The 19709-nt window shown below is 45.4% G+C and carries 16 protein-coding genes; 1 reads left to right on the top strand and 15 read right to left on the bottom strand.

All coding sequences use genetic code 11. The annotated features are described in order from the left end of the window. Positions 1-43 precede the first annotated feature (43 nt). The 12 genes from ACX6CI_RS22420 to ACX6CI_RS22365 form a co-directional block, all read right to left on the bottom strand. Positions 44-3301, bottom strand: a complete 3258-nt coding sequence (locus ACX6CI_RS22420; protein WP_458775879.1) for a hypothetical protein — start codon at positions 3299-3301, stop codon at positions 44-46. 511 nt (positions 3302-3812) lie between these two features. Beyond that, a complete protein-coding gene (locus tag ACX6CI_RS22415) occupies positions 3813-4859 on the bottom strand; it encodes an alpha/beta hydrolase (protein ID WP_458775878.1) in 1047 nt (348 codons plus the stop codon). 106 nt (positions 4860-4965) lie between these two features. Further along, positions 4966-5424 (bottom strand): hypothetical protein, encoded by a 459-nt coding sequence (locus tag ACX6CI_RS22410; protein WP_458775877.1) that lies wholly within the window; start codon positions 5422-5424, stop codon positions 4966-4968. A gap of 124 nt (positions 5425-5548) precedes the next feature. Next, complete coding sequence (locus tag ACX6CI_RS22405) at positions 5549-6601, bottom strand: phospholipase A (protein WP_458775876.1); 1053 nt, start codon at positions 6599-6601, stop codon at positions 5549-5551. A gap of 70 nt (positions 6602-6671) precedes the next feature. After that, positions 6672-7283 (bottom strand): PqiC family protein, encoded by a 612-nt coding sequence (locus tag ACX6CI_RS22400; RefSeq protein WP_458775875.1) that lies wholly within the window; start codon positions 7281-7283, stop codon positions 6672-6674. Positions 7284-7293: 10 nt separating this feature from the next. Further along, the gene (locus tag ACX6CI_RS22395; RefSeq protein ID WP_458775874.1) at positions 7294-8292 is read right to left on the bottom strand and encodes an MlaD family protein; all 999 of its coding nucleotides are present in this window, start codon (positions 8290-8292) and stop codon (positions 7294-7296) included. A gap of 9 nt (positions 8293-8301) precedes the next feature. Beyond that, a complete protein-coding gene (locus ACX6CI_RS22390; RefSeq protein WP_458775873.1) occupies positions 8302-9069 on the bottom strand; it encodes an ABC transporter ATP-binding protein in 768 nt (255 codons plus the stop codon). 48 nt (positions 9070-9117) lie between these two features. Further along, positions 9118-10248 (bottom strand): MlaE family ABC transporter permease, encoded by a 1131-nt coding sequence (locus ACX6CI_RS22385; RefSeq protein WP_458775872.1) that lies wholly within the window; start codon positions 10246-10248, stop codon positions 9118-9120. 98 nt (positions 10249-10346) lie between these two features. After that, a complete protein-coding gene (locus tag ACX6CI_RS22380; RefSeq protein WP_458775871.1) occupies positions 10347-12803 on the bottom strand; it encodes a mechanosensitive ion channel family protein in 2457 nt (818 codons plus the stop codon). Between the two features lie 136 nt (positions 12804-12939). Further along, a complete protein-coding gene (locus tag ACX6CI_RS22375) occupies positions 12940-13314 on the bottom strand; it encodes a glycine zipper family protein (RefSeq protein WP_458775870.1) in 375 nt (124 codons plus the stop codon). Positions 13315-13406: 92 nt separating this feature from the next. Beyond that, the gene (locus ACX6CI_RS22370) at positions 13407-13832 is read right to left on the bottom strand and encodes a hypothetical protein (protein ID WP_458775869.1); all 426 of its coding nucleotides are present in this window, start codon (positions 13830-13832) and stop codon (positions 13407-13409) included. Between the two features lie 47 nt (positions 13833-13879). Beyond that, positions 13880-15004, bottom strand: a complete 1125-nt coding sequence (locus ACX6CI_RS22365; RefSeq protein ID WP_458775868.1) for a carbohydrate porin — start codon at positions 15002-15004, stop codon at positions 13880-13882. Positions 15005-15035: 31 nt separating this feature from the next. Here ACX6CI_RS22365 and ACX6CI_RS22360 point away from each other — a divergent pair, with 31 nt between their 5' ends. After that, on the top strand, positions 15036-15167 hold the full coding sequence (locus ACX6CI_RS22360; RefSeq protein ID WP_458775867.1) for a hypothetical protein: 132 nt from the start codon (positions 15036-15038) through the stop codon (positions 15165-15167). Positions 15168-15330: 163 nt separating this feature from the next. Here the strand turns inward: ACX6CI_RS22360 and ACX6CI_RS22355 are convergent, their stop codons facing one another. The 3 genes from ACX6CI_RS22355 to ACX6CI_RS22345 form a co-directional block, all read right to left on the bottom strand. Beyond that, positions 15331-16797, bottom strand: a complete 1467-nt coding sequence (locus tag ACX6CI_RS22355) for a DcaP family trimeric outer membrane transporter (RefSeq protein ID WP_458775866.1) — start codon at positions 16795-16797, stop codon at positions 15331-15333. 194 nt (positions 16798-16991) lie between these two features. Then, the gene (locus tag ACX6CI_RS22350; RefSeq protein WP_458775865.1) at positions 16992-18263 is read right to left on the bottom strand and encodes a serine hydrolase domain-containing protein; all 1272 of its coding nucleotides are present in this window, start codon (positions 18261-18263) and stop codon (positions 16992-16994) included. Between the two features lie 78 nt (positions 18264-18341). Next, a complete protein-coding gene (locus ACX6CI_RS22345; protein WP_458775864.1) occupies positions 18342-19652 on the bottom strand; it encodes a threonine/serine exporter family protein in 1311 nt (436 codons plus the stop codon). Between the last annotated feature and the right edge of the window lie 57 nt (positions 19653-19709).

Raw genomic sequence — 19709 nt, 5'->3', positions numbered from 1 at the left:
CAAGCCCCTTATACTTTTATAAATTGACTCTCTGATGCGAGCATCACTGTGCTGGAGCTGGAATAGCTGTTTTAGTAGATTGTAGACCCATTTTTTCCACAAGATTAAGCGGCAACTTAAAAGTGCGTCGGAGAATATCAACCGGATAGGTGACGATCTCCTTGATCAGAGAGTAATTCACTTCTGGATCATCAAGTCTTCCTTCAAGTTTTACGGTCAATGATTCGTCGTCATCCTTTCCCGTGAGCATGTAACCGACGACAGGAATCTTCCCTACGTTTTTACTGGCCTGGGTTTTCAGCTGAATATTCATATCTATCTGATTTTTTAAAAAATCAATTTCCCCCTTCCCCTTAGCATGGAATTCAGGAGACATGACTTCTATTGACTCAAAACTGGCCACATTATTCTTATATTTTACCCCGACAGCCGCTGAATCGATTGGTAATCCACTCGTGTGATATTGAGGCAGGGAAAAAGTGGCGAGTGCAGGAACCGTATCTATAAAAGCCATCAGATTGTTCATAATTGCAAGTTTCTTTAAAACAGTGTTTTTTATATCAAGAATAGCGGTCACTCCATCAAATGTTCCTACTGCAGCCATTGACATCCGGCCACCATGAAATCTGGAGTTTTGGATCAGTGCTCCCATGAATTCATCATTCAAATCATTGCCATCAACCATAAAATGACCTTCTTCCTGGTGCAGCAGGATTTTTCCAGAACCGTGACGCAACCTCATCTGAAGTTTACCACCGTGAAGTTCAAGGTTGATGGTGTCTGCCAGAATCCTACTTTGAGGAGCTATATATATTTGACTTTGATTAGCATTTACATTGAAGACGAAACTCTTTCCAGCATCCGACTTTTTAACAGGTTCCTCATCTGTTTTTGAAACACTTTGAAAGTGGTCTTTTGCTAACTGTCGGATGGCGGAAATGTTATAGCCGATTTTGTTGGAACTGATACTGATGGTGTTATCGATATACTCCAGGTCAAGATCCCTATTAATCGTTGCAAGCACACCCCTGTCTTCTATCATTCCGGTTATATGCAGTGCATTGACGGGGACATCATCTACAACCAATAATGGATATGGAACTATTATGTCAGCGGAGATTTTGTAAGGCTTCTTGCCGTTCACTGAAGAGAGAGCCAGGTTGCCTTCTTTGATCTGATATTTCTGCAGGATTTTTGAGCGACTGTACATTTTGGAGAGGTCACCAAAATTTGCAGACCAGTTTTTTTCTTCGTCTGTAGTTATCCTTAAATCAAAATGAGGAAAAGAGACAAGGTATTTTCCTCCTGCTCCGCTGACCTCTATATCAACATTTTTGCCGAGTTTCAGTCTTTCTTCAAGGTCCTTACTCATCACTTCTCTCTTATTGAGAGAATAGTACCCCATCTTGGTTTTCGTATTGAAGTACCCGGCCAGATAACTATCAAAAAAGTCACCGTAACGTATCCTGCTCTTTTTAACGGAAAAAATATCATCTCCATATTTGAAATCTGAAGGATAGACTTCAATACGCATTTTGTTTAATTCCCACAGGGCTGATTCTGTCGTCTTAAGAACAAAGCCTTGATCATACACTATGTCAACAGCAACATGTGGACTCATGAGTTCCAGATCATTGACATGATACTTCTGGAGAGCGCAGATGAAATCTGCATGCTTTTTCTTAATGGAAAACTTCCCTGAAACTTCAAGCAATATCCCAGGCGGCACACCTAATTGCACAGGGGGCATTTCAATGGCAAGATCGTCTAGAATAACAGGTGCACGGAAAGCCTCAAGCTCCAACTTCAACGAATCGAGCATCCATGAGGAAGGTCTCACATCAAGGTAATGGTTGCCAGGATCAAAGTGGTACTTTGCACGCATGGGACGCGAGCTATCAACATCCAGCTGAGACTCTCCAAGCTTAAGGTCCAGTTTCAGAAGGCTAATATCAAGATCTCCCGATCTCTGTTTCGCCTGGATATGTCCAGAAACCTGAGCCGTAAGCAAGTCTCCATAACTGATTTTCAACCGGTCTATTGTCACATCAGAATCGACCAATGTAATGCGAGCATCCTCAGCTGTATAGTTTTTTCCATCCCACTCAATGGTGCCTTCATCAATTTCGAAAATCCCCTCAGCCTGAACGTTAATTTTGTTCAGGACTATGGCCAGGCGAAGATCAGTTTTAGTTGTGCCACCAAGCTGTTTAAATGGCAGTGTTATGTTGTAATACTTCAGGAGTGTGAGGATATCATCATTGGCAACCGCACGAGTCTTTATATAGGCGGTAAGCAGAATGCTTTTCGGATCGTTGAAGTTAATATCAAGCCAACTTTCACCGCAGCTCTGACCGTAGAAGGTCGCTTCATGGGGTTGTATAATCAGGACCCCTTTTGTAAAAAAAACATCGGTATACCTGGCCTTAATTGCTTCAAGACCTGGAGCAAAGGTGTATTCCGTATCATCAACACGGACCTCAGCTTCCAGTGTATTAAGGATTTCTTTGGGATCGTTCCAGGGCAGCGATCCTTTGAAGGATTGCAAATGATATCTACTGCCCGAAAGATAATCGGTAATCCAACGCTGTATGGAATGGTCCAGACCAAAAAGATCCACCAGAGGAGAAATTGAGCGAATTTCTCCTCCTTCCTTACCCTCAAACGAGAGTTTTTTGTCATCTGCACTAAACTTCAGATCCACCGGAAAACTTTTATTAATAATGGTGGAAAATTTGCCAGTAGCCACCATATTTTCAAGATCGACGTTTATATGTCCCGCAAGAGTTGATCTATATTTTTTACTGCTACAATTTACGATATCTATTACGAAGGTTTTCCCCTGCAGTTCAAGGCTTGCTTGTAATTCAAGTTCTTCGCTTTCAAGGTTTACGCGGTAACGACCATCTTCATTCTGGCTTATGCTAACAACCCCTTGCCATGTACCAATTTTTACATTTTGTATATTTACGTTTCCCAGAAAATATGACAACAGCTGAACCGTTTTTGATATAGCTGCAGGTCGTAACTCTTTTTTCTTGTTTTTCTCCCCCTGCTGTCCCTCTCCTAACACTAGATTGTCAACATCTATGTTGAGTTTATCTTGCCACATGAGGGAACAATTTGTTATGGAAACGGTTCCAAAAGACAGTTGTTGAATATTCACTCCACGGACCAGCATGCCCCCTAAGCTCACAAGGCTGACTGTACAAATGACCACAAGCGCCAAAGTGACCCGGATGAGTCTTCTTCTCCACGGCCTCTTAGTGTCACTAATGGTAGTTTTTTTTAGATTATACAAAATAGCCTTTCCTTGGGAAATATCTTCATTAAACGACTTCGCCGAACAGTATTATCCCTGAATAATTTAAGACCTCCTGAACCACTCCGCCCCGTTATCATGAAGCTACACCCAATGCTCAGTGTCCCATCATCAGTCATGCGTATCAAAGTAGTCTGTAATAGATCGCCATTTGAACTACACACAGTCAACCATTATAAACCGCTCCCTGATTTCAATCTCTCCGGCCACTCGTCCCGGTGCTTATCAATAATCGCTCTAAATCGACTTTCATAATCTTCTGGAAACCGATAGGTCAGTGCACCACCCTCATACAAGTATGCCTGTAGACCCCGGTCTAAGGGGTCGGCATTGAAGAGAAATAACGACAAGACATCATTACTCACCCAAGGATGACTGTACCATGAATCGTGGGCACGACCAATATGGAGGTCCTCAGACCCACTGACATCGATGACATTGAGTTGTGCTGTTTTGCTCTCTGCAATAAGCGTTTTTCGCTCTCGCTCAGTCAGTTCACTTCCATCAGGCTTGCCGAGTCGGGAAATACCATTTGCATTGAAGAAAGCGTAAGAACCAAATCGTTCTTATTTACGTTTACTGTGGTTCGCCTAACGATATCTTTAAATTTCAAATAACGTTCGGCAAAAGGTTTAAAGGCTGTGTCTGGTGATGCAAAATAGACTTCTCCAATTCGTAGCTTCTCTTTTAATTGTAGTTTAGAAAGATCTGGATACTGATCTATTAAGTAAACGAGACCAGGCGTCACTACACGCGCGCCAGCGCTGTAGGCGAGGATATGGATATTTTTTGCCGTTGTGTTTGCGGCGAGTAACTCGATAAGTCGTGCAAAAGCTGGAATTGTCTTTTTCGCATGGAGAACATCAGTTTTATACTTTAAGAGGCTTTCTGCAGATGGCCAAGAAAATGTTAGAATAACAGAGTTATGACCGGTAAAATGAAATAATTGTGCTCCCTGTGCTGTGGCTCGGTGGAAATTGCTGTTCGCGCCATGTACGTAGACAATGATATCCTCATCGGCACTCTTGTCTAACAATTTGTTAACTTGATCAAAATAACCATCTGCTTCGGAGGAATTATTGGTCAGATGATCTCCCAATTCGTACGAGGCAACTTCTCTGACCCACTGACGTGAAATGAGCAATTTGTTACTCCGCTTTTGCTGAAGAGACTCCTGATACATCTCCTCCCAGGTCATATCCTCTTCACCAACACGATCCACCACAATACCGAATCTCAAGGTATTATAAGGAAAAATAGTGTAGCGATCAGTTCGGTTTGACAAGTCAAAGGGCTGTCGGTTCGTTGCATAGAGAGTGGTGAGCAGGTTGTCGTATTCCGACTGCTGACTGAGTTTAAATAAATTACCATCAGGGACTATCCCAACGGGTGATGGCATGAGATAAACCTTTGGCTGGCAACCTGATAGAAGAATAGTGATGATACATATACAGACAAAGAGGAAGCATCTCTTTGCAAGTATAAATTCCTCTCCCAAAAGATTATATTTCTGCCGAGGTTTTTGATTTTTTTGCATGCTCCATTCACTACTAAAAAGTAATTTAGATGCAGTCGTACCAAGAGAAGTTCTTCCTTCGAAAGCACGAATGCCTGCATGAGAGGATAGATTATAACTTGAAAACTTAATCGGAGTGCGAAGACCTTTTATTGCGCCCCAACCATCCGTATATTAATTCATCCATTTGAGTCACCACGCTTTTTAATTTTGCCCAGTAAATTCCAATAAAAAAAAGATACAAGGCATCAGTCGTCCAAAATACATCCGCAAACTGTAATATGGTTCTACCCCAAATAAAACGAATGGATAGCAGTAACAGTGAGATGACTATACCAAAGGGGCTTGAGGACAAGGTAAACGCTTCAGATTCACTGGAGTGTTTCACCCGATCTGTAAGGGATAAAATTCTCCCGATGAACAGACCCAAAAATAAAAAACAGACGTAATAAAAAGGTGTCAGATGTATGAATGAATCATACAAAACAATGGCAAACATAAGCGCAATCAATCCCTGGAATACATGATGTCGTATAATCAGTTTTTTCTCAGCTTTTTGCTTCAGATAGGTATTCTTTTCTCTCATTATAAATCATTATGTTGAGTGTCGTTGCTTCTCCAGAAAGATTTCAAAAACCTTTTCCAGTCATGGGGCAATTGTTCTCCTGCATCCCCATTGGCTGGCAAAATGTCCCCCCAACACGAGTTTTCTAGAGCAAATCTGTTAATAAAATACCAACACCTAATCGGTTGGCATACTGATCATAGTCTATGAGACTTTCACCATATCCCGAAAAATATTGAACATATCCTTTAAGATATGGAAAATTAAACAGAGGAAAACTCCATCCCAGCTGCACAGCCCCTTTTGAAAACCCGGATTCCAGATTATTCCGGCTCATGAGGCTGAAGGTGTTTTCTTTGTATTTATATGCCATGTACATCTCACCATGACCGAGGTAATCGGTGATATCGGGATTGTCGTCATCGTCACTGTCTTCTTCAAAACGAACCCACGGTTTAACGGCCAAAGCCAAATTACCGCGCTCAAAAACTAACGATGCAAATACTCTGTTCCAACTTCTGGAAAGTGAGCCACTCTGGCCATTTGACTGGTGAACAACACCAAGTTCAGCAATACTATTTCGGAAACCAAACAGTTCAAAATCCGGCTTGATCTGAAGCCATACCTCTGGTTCATGATTGGTCTCCCTGAAAGGTGCAGAAATGTCACTGTTATAAACCTGCCAAAACGAGCGCACCGTGTAGGCAGCATATAAATCGACTCCAGAATCGAACAAATCAATCCCCAAGGGTGTTTTTATACTCAGCTGAAACTGCGCCTCAGTATCATCTAATTCGATATCATTAACGTCATAGAATTCTTCAAAATTTCGAGCATCATAGCCATTAAAATTATGCGCTGCCAAAAGAAGGTAGTTCTGTTTATGCGACATGATTGTAAACGGTTTAAGGACATTTTCGTCATCCATATGCAGGCGTTCTTCAACAATGCCATCTGCTTTCTCCTTAACTGCCACCTGATGTTGTCCTGACATTTTGGTTTGACAGGCCGTTCGAATTTCACCAATTGTTGTACCAGGAGAAGCTTCCTGAAACATTTCCTGATAGCAGTCTTCGATTGTTACGTATTCGGCTGCATCTATTTTAACTGGCGTAAAAGCCAGCATAATCATTGCCGCCAATGAGCCAACGACCATTTCAATGTCCATTTTGTTCAATCGAGAGTTTTTGCTATTCATAGAAAGAGTTTCCTTCACAGATGGTGTTAAATAAAAAGGGCAAGTTGTTACTTCCCCCTACTATATGTGCCTATAAATCAGCGTTTATCGACTCGGCTACTTCTCTGCTCAGCTTACCCAATGCTCTGCTTTCCGCAGCAACCAGTCCAGTATAACCAGGAGCATCGGTTGTTACCTGGATCCTGCTCCATTTATTATCGATAAACGATTTTTCATTGCTTTTCAGGACATTCCAACGTGCCTCAAGGTTGACCTGCTTACCAAGTTCACCATCAAAACGGGTAATCTCGACAATTACCTGGTAATCGATAGGAACAAATGAGCGCCATGGATGGACAAAAATCTTCTCAGTGTTCAACAAAGAGCCGATATTATCGGCCAATACATTGATTATATTGTTTTTAAGCGAGCCGGACCACTGATCAAATTCAGCTTGACCAGTCATATTATCGTCAATTCGGGTGACAATCCTTGACTTCGACAGGTAGTCCGCCATTTTTATTGGCCCGATACCTATGGACAAGTTGTTTGAGGCGCTGCCCTCTTCCAGAAAATTTGGACCTTCTACAGTCGGTGAAAGCATATAGAATCGTGTTGGCTGGCTTTTCATCATGCAACCGCTGATCAGTAGAGCAAGGAGCACATTCATCACGATACAAACAAAAGATTTTTTATTTTCCATAATTGTTGTCTCAGTAATTGTCTTTTCCCCGAATAAGGGCTTCAGGATGTTGTTCCAGATAGTCAGCCAGTTGCCTTATAGAATCGGTCATACTGGATACATTTCCCAATGTCTCCTCCAACTGAATAACCAATGGAGCATCTTCAGACACGACTCCTCTGACCCCAACCAAACTTTCATCCAAGCTGGCAGCCACAACATCTAATTGTTTATTAATGTTTAATGCCACCGCATCAAAATCCTCTAACAGCTGTCTCACGTGGTCTGCAAGCGGTTGAACCTGAGTGTTGACATTGTTAACCAGAGTACGGGTGTCGCTGAGCGTGTTATCGATGCTATCGGTCACATCACCAATGTAACTATCGAGTTTACCGATGATCAACTGCATATCGTCGGCAGCTAGCCTCAGAGATTTTATGCCCTCAGATAGGTCAGGATTATTTACAAGGCGATCAACACCAGCCATGATATTTTCAATATGGCTGAGATCGATTTTCTGCAATTTCTGGAACAACCTCTCAGTAGTTGATGGAATGGTAGGAATTTCGGTGAGTTCGGGGTCGAGGCTCTTTAAGTTTACAGGCGAACCAGGAAAATAATCGAGTTCAATCATCAGCTGTCCGGTAATCATACTCTGAGTACTCAATACCGCACGCAGCCCACGATCGGCAAGTTGTGCTATTGTTTTCTTCGAATTTCCCTGTGGACTTATAGTTTCGTCTACTTCAAACTTGTCCTGTCTTATTTCTATAAAAACCGGAATACTCATGGTCAGGTCTTGACGATTCGCCCGTATGAGAATGTCCGTAACTGAGCCAATCTGCACACCCTGAAGCAACACAGGGGCGCCAACATTTAAACCTTTAATGGAAGTATCAAAGTAGAGGACAAAGCTTTCGGTTCGCTGAAAGAGCTTACCCGAACCCAAAATCACTACACTCGCTGCAAGTATAAAAAATGCAATGACCACAAAACCGCCGATCATTGTTGTATTCGCCTGTTTTGCCATCCTGTCTCCTTATGACTTCTCCAACTTTTCGCCGCGAGTCAAAAACATATGCAGGCTTGGATCATGACTCTCAGCTAATAGTTTTTTTGGGTTTCCCGTTGCTGTCATGGTTCGTTTGGAAACATCCAGAAATACTGAATTGGTACCAATCGCAAAGATACTTGCAAGTTCATGTGTAACCACCACCATGGTAGTACCCATGCTTTCGCTCAACTCAATTATCATATCGTCCAGCCGACGTGCACTTACCGGATCAAGCCCCGCCGAAGGTTCGTCAAAGAATAGAATTTCAGGATCCAAAGCCATTGCCCGGGCAATGCCTGCTCGCTTCTGCATGCCGCCGCTTATCTCTGATGGGTAAAAATCTTTAAAACCTGCAAGACCAACCAACTCCAATTTTAGCTCAACAACTTCACCCACCTCTGCAGCGCTCAAATTTGTGTATATTTCCAGGGGCAATGCGATATTTTCTCCGAGTGTCATGGAACTCCATAAAGCTCCACTCTGATACATGACTCCACCCCGGCGAATGATCTGGTCACGTAACTGCTGGTCCGCTGCCCAGAAATCTGTTTCTTCATAAAGAATTCGACCTGTGGCAGGACTCTTCAGCCCGATGAGGATCGTCATCATGGTACTTTTACCGCAACCGCTGCCACCCATGATAATGAAGATATCCCCATGATATATAGTGAAATTTAAATCCCGCATCAGGACAAAATCACCATACCCCATAGTCAGATCCTGGACTGATATGTGTTTCTTACGTTCAGACATGTTTTTCGTCTTCAATTGATTAACAAACTGTATAGTGAAATCAAAACCTCAAATCCCCAAGATATTGCAGATAACTGTAATCATAGCGGTTGTGACGATAATCCCGACTATAGCTGTCACAACAGCGGAGGTAGCGGCATCGCCTACTGCAGAGGCACTTCGTCCGCATTCCATTCCTCGCATACAACCAGCCAACGCAACAATGACTCCAAAAAGGAATCCGCTAAAAAGTCCTATGCCAAGATCCCAAAATCTCACTGCTGTTACTGTTTCAGTGAAGTACTGTATAAACCCGATATCAAGCATATAAACGCCGACCACCATTCCACCGAATATTCCCATGATGTTGGCGTAGAGGCACAGCAGTGGCATCATGATCATCAATGCCAGCATCCGCGGCAATACGAGAAATTCCATGGGAGAAATGCCCATGGTCTTCAGGGCATCAATTTCCTGGTTCACCTGCATGGTACCCAACTGCGCAGCAAAGGCTCCGCCTGTACGACCAGCCATAACAATACCGGTCATAATAGCCGCCATTAGTCGTACCATTGCGATCCCGACTAAATCAGCTACATACAGCTCAGCCCCGAATAACTGGAGTTGAATGGCGCCGACAAAAGCCAGAATCAGGCCGACCAGAAAACTGATCAGGGACACAATCGGCAGGGCCTGCCCTCCACACGTTTCCAACATCAGCCAGAGGTCTGTGGAACGAAACGTAGCCTTTCCGCGTATAAACCGCATTAAAGCCAGTGAAGAGGCACCAACAAACTCAAGTAATTTAGCGGTAGACCGATAGAGCTCGATGGTCTCTTCACCTAAAATGGTCAAAAATGGACGACGTTTTTCAGCAGTACGGGCATCTTTTTTCTCAGGAACGGCTGCAGCCAGAGCCAGGAGTTGTTGGGCTCCCTGAGGTAGGCCGCTGATATCGAGTACTATTGCTTTTTTTTCTATCTGCTTGCGTAATCGTTTAACGAAGGCCAGTAAACCAGAGTCCCACTCTGCTATATCCTGGGATTCAAATATAATTCTCTCTACCGCAGAAGATTCCAGATGATGCAGCACTTCTTCTGTAGAAGGTAAGTTCTGACCCAAATTCCATTGACCAGAAAGGACCAACTTTAAAATATTGTCAGAAGAGTTTTTAACAAGTATTTCGGCGGTTGCTACCATTTATAATGCTCAGTTAAGTTATATTTACGATGGACTTTCTGTATTAAAATCTATTTCTCAGGCATTATTTTTCAGAAGTTTTGCTCCTTGGGTATCCATTAGCTCCCAGGGCTATCAGCACCGGCTCCTGCTCTCTCAAGTTCAACCTTCTGTAGTTGCCCACCCTCCGGATTGCGAATGTGGATGTCTCGTTGCGGGAAGGCAATTTCAATATTTGCTTCTTGGAATCTTGTATTAATTTCCAGGCGAAGCTCACTCGCAATTCTCAGCCGTGAGTTTGCCTCCATTGTCCAGACCCGGAGTTCAAAGTCCAATGTGCTCTCTCCAAAATCGGAAAATATAACTTCAGGAACCGGTTTACTTAAAACCTGTTCATGTACCTTGGCACTCTCTATCAAAGTACTCATTACCACAGAAACATCAGAGCCATAGGCGACACCAACCTGGACCGAAATGCGAACCTTATGGTTACCCAAGGTCCAGTTTGTGATGTGGTTTTTTATAAGATCGGAATTGGGAACAATAATATTGGCCTGCTCTGCAGTCAACACACTTACAGAACGCAAACCGATTTGTCTAATTTCGCACCAATGGCCATCAAGTTCAACCGTATCACCGACCCTTACGGGTTGCTCGAAAAGCAAAATCAGACCACTTAAAAAATCATTAACAATACCCTGGAGGCCAAGACCAACACCAACACCAAGGGCACTGAGGATAATTGTAAGTTTGGTCAGATCAAGTCCAAGAACTGAAAAAAGAAAAAGTGTCCCGCAGAGGATTATAACATATTTTATCAGCTTACTTATGGCAATCCGAGCCCCCCTCTCAAGTTGTTTACCAAAAAACAATTCGTCCAAAAAAACTTTTGGTAGCAGCCAGGAGAGTAGAGAAGAACCATACAAGACAGCAAAAACAATTACCATCATTTTGATATCAAATCGTACACTTCCGAGAGTGATCCCAAGGAAAAGAAATTGTTGTATTGCTTCAGCCTGGGTATCAAATAATCCCCAGATTTTCAGATTGAGCGGTATAAGGATAAAAACAAGAATGGTAAACTCGAGTAAAAAAGAAAACCAGCGTATAAGCCTTGTCGTCTCACTTCTGAGCAACTTTATGTTCCAGATCGGCGGTAAACTAAAAAACCAGTCAAGCAGGCCACGCATGATATAGATAACCAGTCCAAAGGCGCTTATGATTGTCAAAGAATATATTGCTGATCCATACAAATAGTTAGCAATATCTGCTTTGCCACTCAGTTGAAAGAGTGCAATCAGACCGAAAAAAAACATACCACTGAGCAACAGGACTCGATAGATAAGCTTTCCCTTTGCTTCTAACCCCAGTCTCAACCAACTCCAGAATAGATACAAAAGAACCAATGAAGCAAACAGCACATAGACACGATATAACGGAAATGAAATATTTATCTTAGAAAATACCAAGGTTAAAATAAACAGGATGACCACACAGGAAACTGCTTGTTTCAACCTGGATTTATCGAGCATTTTAGCTATTATACGTAAAAATGAAATCCCCCCGATAATACTGTTGATCAATACCACGAATGGCAATGCAATGCCATAGCCGGGAACAGTCATAGGTAATAATACACCCATAAGTACACCCACAGAGACAGGTCGTGCAGCAAGGAAGTTCCAATGCTTTAAACCTCCCAGTTCCCCACGGTTTAAAAAAATTATTATGAGAGTAACTACTGTAACCATAAGCTGCGCTAAAAAGTCCCAGACATGATCTTTGAGATATCGTATGTCCGGCAATGTTATGTTGCGCAACTCGCGAAATACAGACGGCAGCATATTTTGATTAAACTGAGCAAAATAGGCAGTGGTGAACATCGACGGGAGTGTTGTCACTATTCTTTTCTGGCGTATTGACGATATGGTTGGAGCTGTCTGCCACTTAAGCATGTTGATTTTTTGATCGATTTCCACACTCATATCCTGGATTTCAAGCAATTTTTCAAGCTGCAAATCAATCAGGCGAAGAGCCTTACTAATGGTTAGCTGGGCCTTTTCGAATGCCTTCTGAATTTGACGTGGCTCATGCTCCGTGAGCAGTTGCTCCCATCCATTCCACTTTTGTTTTTCATGCCGCCACTCTTTTTTCCATTGAGAGTAGCGATCAATCTCTTTGTTCAATGGCTTGGTATATTCATTTAAACGACTTTGTTCTTCACGTAGATTTAAATTCAACTGCCGGGCGGTACGCCATGTGAGAGTTTCCTCCCCCTCAACGCTTTCAAGCTGTTGCACAGCATCCTTAAGCCCCTGCTTCAAGACTGAAGATGTCGTTGTAAGATCAGAATAATTCGACTGATTAGCCAGATTAAACTGAAGTACTGCAAAGTCGTTTGACAATTCGCCAACAAGTGGGATAATTGCAGCGATGGATGGGAGCGCCGATTCAGATGGAGCCCAAACCTTCTGTTGCTGAGATCCACTGGTTTGACTACGCGCAGGTACAATCAGGTAAAAAACAACCACGAAGACAATGATCACAAAATATGTGCGTTTTAGTTTAAATCTCATATGATCTCTTCGTCAATTGCGATGAATCCTTTCAATCTAGATAACGGCCCGTACATCTAAATGATTTTTCTGTAATACCATTAACACAATGCCGGGCCGCCCAGAACCACCATTAAAGATCTGGCCGAAACTGTCTCTATCTGTTATGGCGCCGCATACCTCCGAACAAGACACTGCCGATGGCTCCAGCAGCAGCACCCTTTCCTGCATTGCCTGCAATACCGCCGATGACAGCGCCCTTCGCGGCACCGGTCAACAGGTCTCCACCGGTGGTCGTTCGCGGGCCTGGCCTTCTTGTCATATTGCCAAAGAGCGTACCACCAATGGCTCCAGCAGCAGCACCTTTTCCTGCATCACCTGCAATGCCACCGATAATTGCCCCTTTGGCAGCACCACGAAGTGCGTTGTCCAACACAGGTTCATTGGCATAGACGGGTTGTGATACAACAAAGGACAACATAACAGCAATAACGAGATAAGCTCTCGAATCAAATAAGTATAACTTTTTCACGAATTTTCCTCCTCGTGTTTTGTAATACAAAAAAGCCCGATACTCTGAACGTGATTCTCATGTTGTATCGGGACAATCACTCACAGGACTAATTACTTAGGTTCATCAATACAAGCGCCAAAAACGGTGTAGCCAGTATCAATAGTAGCGACCGTTAATGTCATTAATCTGGTTTTTTCATTAATTATCATACTCCAACCGGTGTCAACGTCACTGCCGAGAACGGTGGTATATCCCCCCATACTCTGTGTCCCTGTTATTATAGAGGTACGTAATTCCCCTGCCTCCGTTAGGCTGACTACTTTCTTGTCGGTTAGGTCGACCTGAAAAAAAAGTGGGAGATTCACCTTATCCACAGGTCCTCGAAGACATTCCCCATCTTTGGTGCATGAAACAGCTTCAGCTGAAGAACAAATCAACCTTGAATTGCCGGCCATTGAAATTGAAGATCCGAGGGTCAGAGTTAGGATTATCAAACCCATTAAGAATGTCCCTACTGATTTTTTGTTCTTTTTCATTGTGTGTAACTCCTTTGTTTTCATTTCTTAGTTAGCTTCCTATTGATTTAAAGGGCCAGTCTTGCTCGCAAGCCAAAGACCCAGATTGAACTTTCCGAGGGGTTGAGGGCCGGGTCGAAGATGAGCTGCACGTCCGGGGTGACTGTCAAAACCTTCATCACCTGGAACTGGTAATAGATTTCAGCCGTGTACTGGTTGTCAATCCCAGGTCCGAAGACGTCCTCTGCAGGGCGGCTCCAGTTGAACCCAACACCCAAGACACTGCTTTTGTTGCCGGGATAATAGCCAAAACCAGCACTGATCGAACGTTCCCACAAGGCACCGCCGTCTTCTGCATATCCAGCGCGAAAAAACGGCTCCCACGTATCTGCAAACAGGCGACTGAATGAAAATGCTGTACCCCAACCATCGGGCACCTCTGCCTGTTGACGTTCATCAGCGTGCCAGATGGTCAAGTGTATATTGTCGGAAAATCGTTTATCCCATGAGTTGGCCCAGCCGACCTCGACGTGGGTGAAAAACTCGCCCTCGCTGAAGAAAGAATTGATGCTGTCTTCGGGGTTGGTGGGGTCGCCATTGGCATCAGCAATGCCAACGACGATATAGAAGTTTTCCACGGTCGAAAAACGCACGGCCGCGCCCAGACCCTGATCGGGTGCAGGGATAGTCGGGTTGGTGGTAAACGCATAGTTGTTAAAATCGGTCCATGGATTCACCAGACCATACACATCCAGGTAGTCGGTGACATCGACGATGCCACCGATAAAGGCCAGGCGATTGTCAAAAAGATGCTGGTTCCAGTAGAGATTTGTTAAGGCCCAGTCGATGTTGGAAAACGTCACAGCCGTCAGCCCAGCGTATCCGATCTCGCTTCCCAGTTCTTTGGGCGCAATGTCTGCTCCCAGTCGGTGACGATTTTCCACCTTTGATACGACTGTTCCTGTATTTTCCGTATCTTTTCCCATAAGGGTCCATTGACTGTACGCCCGGAAAACACCGCCGGTCGCCTTGTCTTCTTGCAAGCTATCGCTGGCAGTCTGAAAAAGTGTGTTATAGTCGAATCCGAAGCTGAATCCGTATTCTTCTTCGAGCCGGTTCTTGAAACTAAAATATCTTCCTGAAAGACGCGGCACAGGGTCGGAAGCACCCTTGGCTTCCCGGTCTTTGTCCATCTGCCCGCCTACACTGCTCGGGCCTGCCAGTATGGAAACATTACCCTTTTCCAGCGCTTCGGTCGCATCCGCCCTTGTTTTTGTTTCAGACGACTGGGCCATTGGCGCCGCCCCCCCCCCAGAGGACTACGAGCATGAACAGGCAGGCAAGGCCCATGCATAAATAGTTACTCATCTTGGCTCCCTTGTTTGGACGGCCCCTTGATAAAGCACATTGTCACCCAAAAGTTGAGGTCACCCTCGGCAATCAGGTCGAGATTGTTTTATCTCTCCGCCAATACCACCTGAGCCGTCCCAGATCTGATGGACACAGGCCAAACCTCCAATCAATAAAATTGAAACCCGACAGCCACCCGATGATTGTCAATATTCGAACCATCGTTGTTTTCCCTGAGTCCATATGCATACTCAAACCCTACGGTCATGTAGGGGAGAACCTGCCACATGAGATTTGCCGCAGCATAGGTGGAGCTCTCAAACACGTCGCCCTCCTGCCAGCTGAGAGGATCGGCCTTGGCATATCCCGCCATTGCATTGGATCGGAGAGAATCTGTCCAGTGGTGCTGGTAAGCGGTCATCAGCCCCCAGTTATCACGTAGGTACAGTTCTTCTTTCAGCGGGTCAATAATGGCCCCGGCCGTTGACTGGATACCGAGCAGGTAGCGGCCCAGCCCCTGACCGTAAACCCCGCTGAACACCCATCGGTCACGCTCAAAAACCTCCAGGTGACCGGTCAGAGCAAGCCCCCAGGCAACATCGTTGTCATTTCCGCCGGAAGGCAGATTGATATCGATATCTCGCAGGATTCCGTTAAGACGAAGATGGCCGGCTCCTCTTTTTTCATACTCCAGGCCCAGGATACCGTCAGGAATCCAGGTCCTGTTCAAATCCGGATTACTACTGTCGTCAAAGACATCGGTACTGCTGGGATCTTCGATAGCGGCATGCACCATAAACTCCGAGCCAAGCGATTGAGACCAGCGGACGATCGGCTGGCGCACGAAGATTGGACCGCTGACCGTTGGCTCCGTCAAGCCCTCAGGCAGGATCTTCAAGTCCATCATGGTTGACCAGGTATGGCCTGCCAGTAATGTTCCGTAGCTGTTCTGCCAGCTTCCGTAGGCATGTCGCATTTTTACTGAGAGATTTCCATCGTTGGCGCCGTTCAGATCCCACTCGATATAGCCGCGCAACTGGCCGTCGTTTGCGGTGGGAGCCCTGCCATCGAGAAAAATCCTTGCGAGGGTTGAGTCGATATTGAAGGCTCCATCCTCGTCGCTCCTTTTGGTTCCAAGGGATGCCGGTGTAAAGTCTGCTCCCATTGCTTCGGCGTCTGAATCGGCAATTGCAACTGCCTTGATTGATCCGCCGATGGCCAGAGATATATCTTTACTACCGGGGATTTTAATAGCACCCGGAAAATCGCCGGCTTCCATCGCCGCTCTGTTCAGATCACCGACATGGTCACGTGTGATGTACCCCTCAGGAAGAGTGCTTTTCCCGGAGGTTGCGACCTCAGCTGGTTGCGGCGCAGCAGCCAGCGCCGGAGCTGAACCGACTTTTCGGGCGATCATTTCGTCAAGACGCCTGCTCATTTGCTCGAGCATCTCAGCCTGCTTGTTTAACTGCAGTTGCTGGGTCTGATTCAACGCCCGCTGCTCCTCGAGCTGCGTACGGAGTGCCACGATGTCATCTTCCGCGCTGGCGTATCCCGGAAGCAGGACGAGAGAAAGCACCATCACGCACCTCATGGTACTCGCACTAAGAACCTTAAATTTTTCAGGATATTTCATTCAGTCTCCTTAAAAATAATAATTTCTCTTGTTGTCCCCCGGCTTTGCGGGGGGATAATAAAAGGGTGACGGTTCCGGAAAAATGAAGAAACCTTAAGGCCCGTGAACCTTTAAAACTCAAGCTAGATGCGACTGTAATTATCATTTAGTCTTGACATAAAAAACAATCATCGTGTTGAGCAACTGAAATTGTTTTATTCTCCGGCTAAAAGCTTCGCGGCAGTTCGCAGGTATCCGGGAGAGTGGTCAGCGCCGGATATCGATTCATCGTTCGTTGCCAATCCGAAATAACATCCACAGAAATCACGAGCCGGATCCACATAGATGCCTTGGCCCATATTCCCGTGTTTGAACATGGCACCATCTTTAAACGAATGATCCCACTGGGCGGTATTGGTATACGGCGTTTCACCAAACCAACGCTGTCCGTAAGCTTCTTCTCCAGAACCTACATACGCCGCTGGGTTGCCAAAATCCTGTATGAATTTCAGCATTTTATCAGAAATAACCTTTTCTTTAGCAACTTTATTCCAGCTTGGAGTATATAACAGGGCATAGCGAAGCATATCTTCTATTGTAGTTATATTCAGCCCAGCAGCACCTGGTGTACCATCCGGGGCAAGCGCAACGCTAAATGGAGATCTTGCCCCTATTTTAGACCATACGCGTTGACCCCAGTATTCGTGCCAGGGCATTTGCGTGATGTTCTCCACCATGACCACTAAAATCAACGTGATACACGTGGAATACCGGAATTTATCACCCGGTTTTTCATTGGGTAATGGTTGAGCCGATTTGGCCCATTCACGCCAGCTTGAATGACCACTCTCGAAGGATCTTGTCATAAAACCGGCAATAAATGATTTGGGGTTGATGAGACTCTCGAACGTTTCCTCAACGTCGAGCCCGGATGACATATTCATGGCATTCTTTACAGAAACCGTATCCCACGCTGTTCCTTTAAGATCCGGAACATAGTCAGTGATAGGCTTTTCAACATCTAATTTACCTTCTTCCCATAACATGGTAGCTGTTAAACTCACCGTTGTTTTGGAGGCTGACATCCATACATGGGGAGCGCCTTCTCTCATTCCGGGAGAGGTTTCAAATACTACTTTTCCTTTATGGGCCATAATCATGGCCTGAACCTGTTTTGGCCCTTTAATATATTCCTCAAGAGTTGGGTTTTTACTCCCATCCAGATTATTAAAGCTGATGTCCAATAGCTCAGGATGTAAGTCCCGTTCCAGTATGCTTGTTTCAGCCGGTGGCATGACTACCTGTGTTTTGAAAAATGCTGGAAGATTTAAGTTGTAATAAATCGAATCATCATTACCCGTTTGCCAGTTCACAAAGCTGTAACGACTGGTTGCACCATATACAAAGTCGAGTGATTGCGGTTGTTTCCACTTTGACATGCGTGTCTCCATATTGAGCATGTCGTTAATTCTGTCTTGTTTATTCATTTTCATTCTCCTTATGGTCTTAACGATATTTAAAAATTAACATTTCTCTTATAATCCCTACTGGATGCTCCTTCGAGGTCATAGGCCAGGCTCCGAACGAACAATGGTGTGACCGACCAGTATTCCAACAAAAATGGTCATGGCCACCACGAACATCTGCAAAAACTGCTGTGCACCGAGCAGCAAATCCCCTCCAGCCATGGAGGCCAGGCCACGAAATCCGATGCTGCCGCTTACCAGCAGGACGATGGCGGGAATGAGCACAATCGAGCTCGGTCGTCCGGTCTTCCTGGCCCAGAGATTGGCGACGACCACCGCAATGATGGTGCCGACCAGATTGCCCAGGTTGCTGTCGAGGAGTGCACTCCCGGCCAAAATCCCGAGGTAAGCAATACCGCAAACCAGAGCGGCCCATAGAAGATCCCGGTGCGAGGTTTGGAACGCCAGGCACAACCCTACAATGATGGTGGGAACAAGCAGCCACATCCAAACCGGCTCAACCGGATTCGCAGACCCCATTGCTGCCAATGGGATGACAAAACCTGCGGCGATGACGCCAAGCCATCCGCCCGCGACCTGCTTGAACAGGCAGATCAGGCCACTCATCAGGTTTGCGGTGCCTGATACGATGTGCTGCGCCACCAGTTCTCCGATACCGAGGCTGATTGTGTACCCTGGAAGGATGATCGCCACGGCCGAGAGAATTACGAGAACCAAATTGAGCTCCGGCACCCAGAATTTGACCACAGTTGACAGAACGCCGACGATGAAGGCGGACGAGAACGGCAGCCAGTCTGAAGCGGCAGGCCCGAGACGTGATGAAAGCAGGACCAGTCCGTAAACAAGGATACTGAACAGCGTGGCAAAAAGCGTGTCAGCCCATCCGCCACCAAGAAGCGGTGCCAGCCCCATGCCGGTAAAGGCGTAACCCAGCATGCTCGCAAACCTGCCCCACGGAGGCGGCGCCTTGTCAATGGCGTCGAGCCGGGCAACCGATTCAGCGAGCGTCAGCGTGCCGGCTTGCAACTCCTGCAACAGGTCACCCAGGCGGGCTAATTTGTCGAGATCGACACCCGGAGCAGGTGTCGCTATAAACTCGACGCGCTGTGGTGAATCGGGGCTTTTCCGTAAAGCAAACATGATGTCTGACGGGGTCGACCTGAATACTCCCTGGTAGCCAAACTTCTTCGAAAGGTCGACAAGGAAGGTTTCCAGCCTGCCCGCAGTGGATCCATATCGATGGGCCGCGAGTCCGACCTTGACGATGAATTGCCAGGCTTCCTCGAAGGGAACCTTTGAACCTTCAGAGAATTCTGCCGGACCATTTCCGCGTCCCAGCAAGCTCTTTGGTGAATTACCTGTCGAAGCTTTAGATTCAGAACTTTGCATATTTTCCATTAATGAAGTATGGCCGAAAACTTAGTCTTTGTTCAGTTGAGTATGTTT

The sequence above is a fragment of the Desulforhopalus glucosivorans genome, assembly GCF_054397165.1.
The sequence above is the reverse complement of the archived record's forward strand: the minus strand, read 5'-3'. Positions and strand labels throughout refer to the sequence as shown.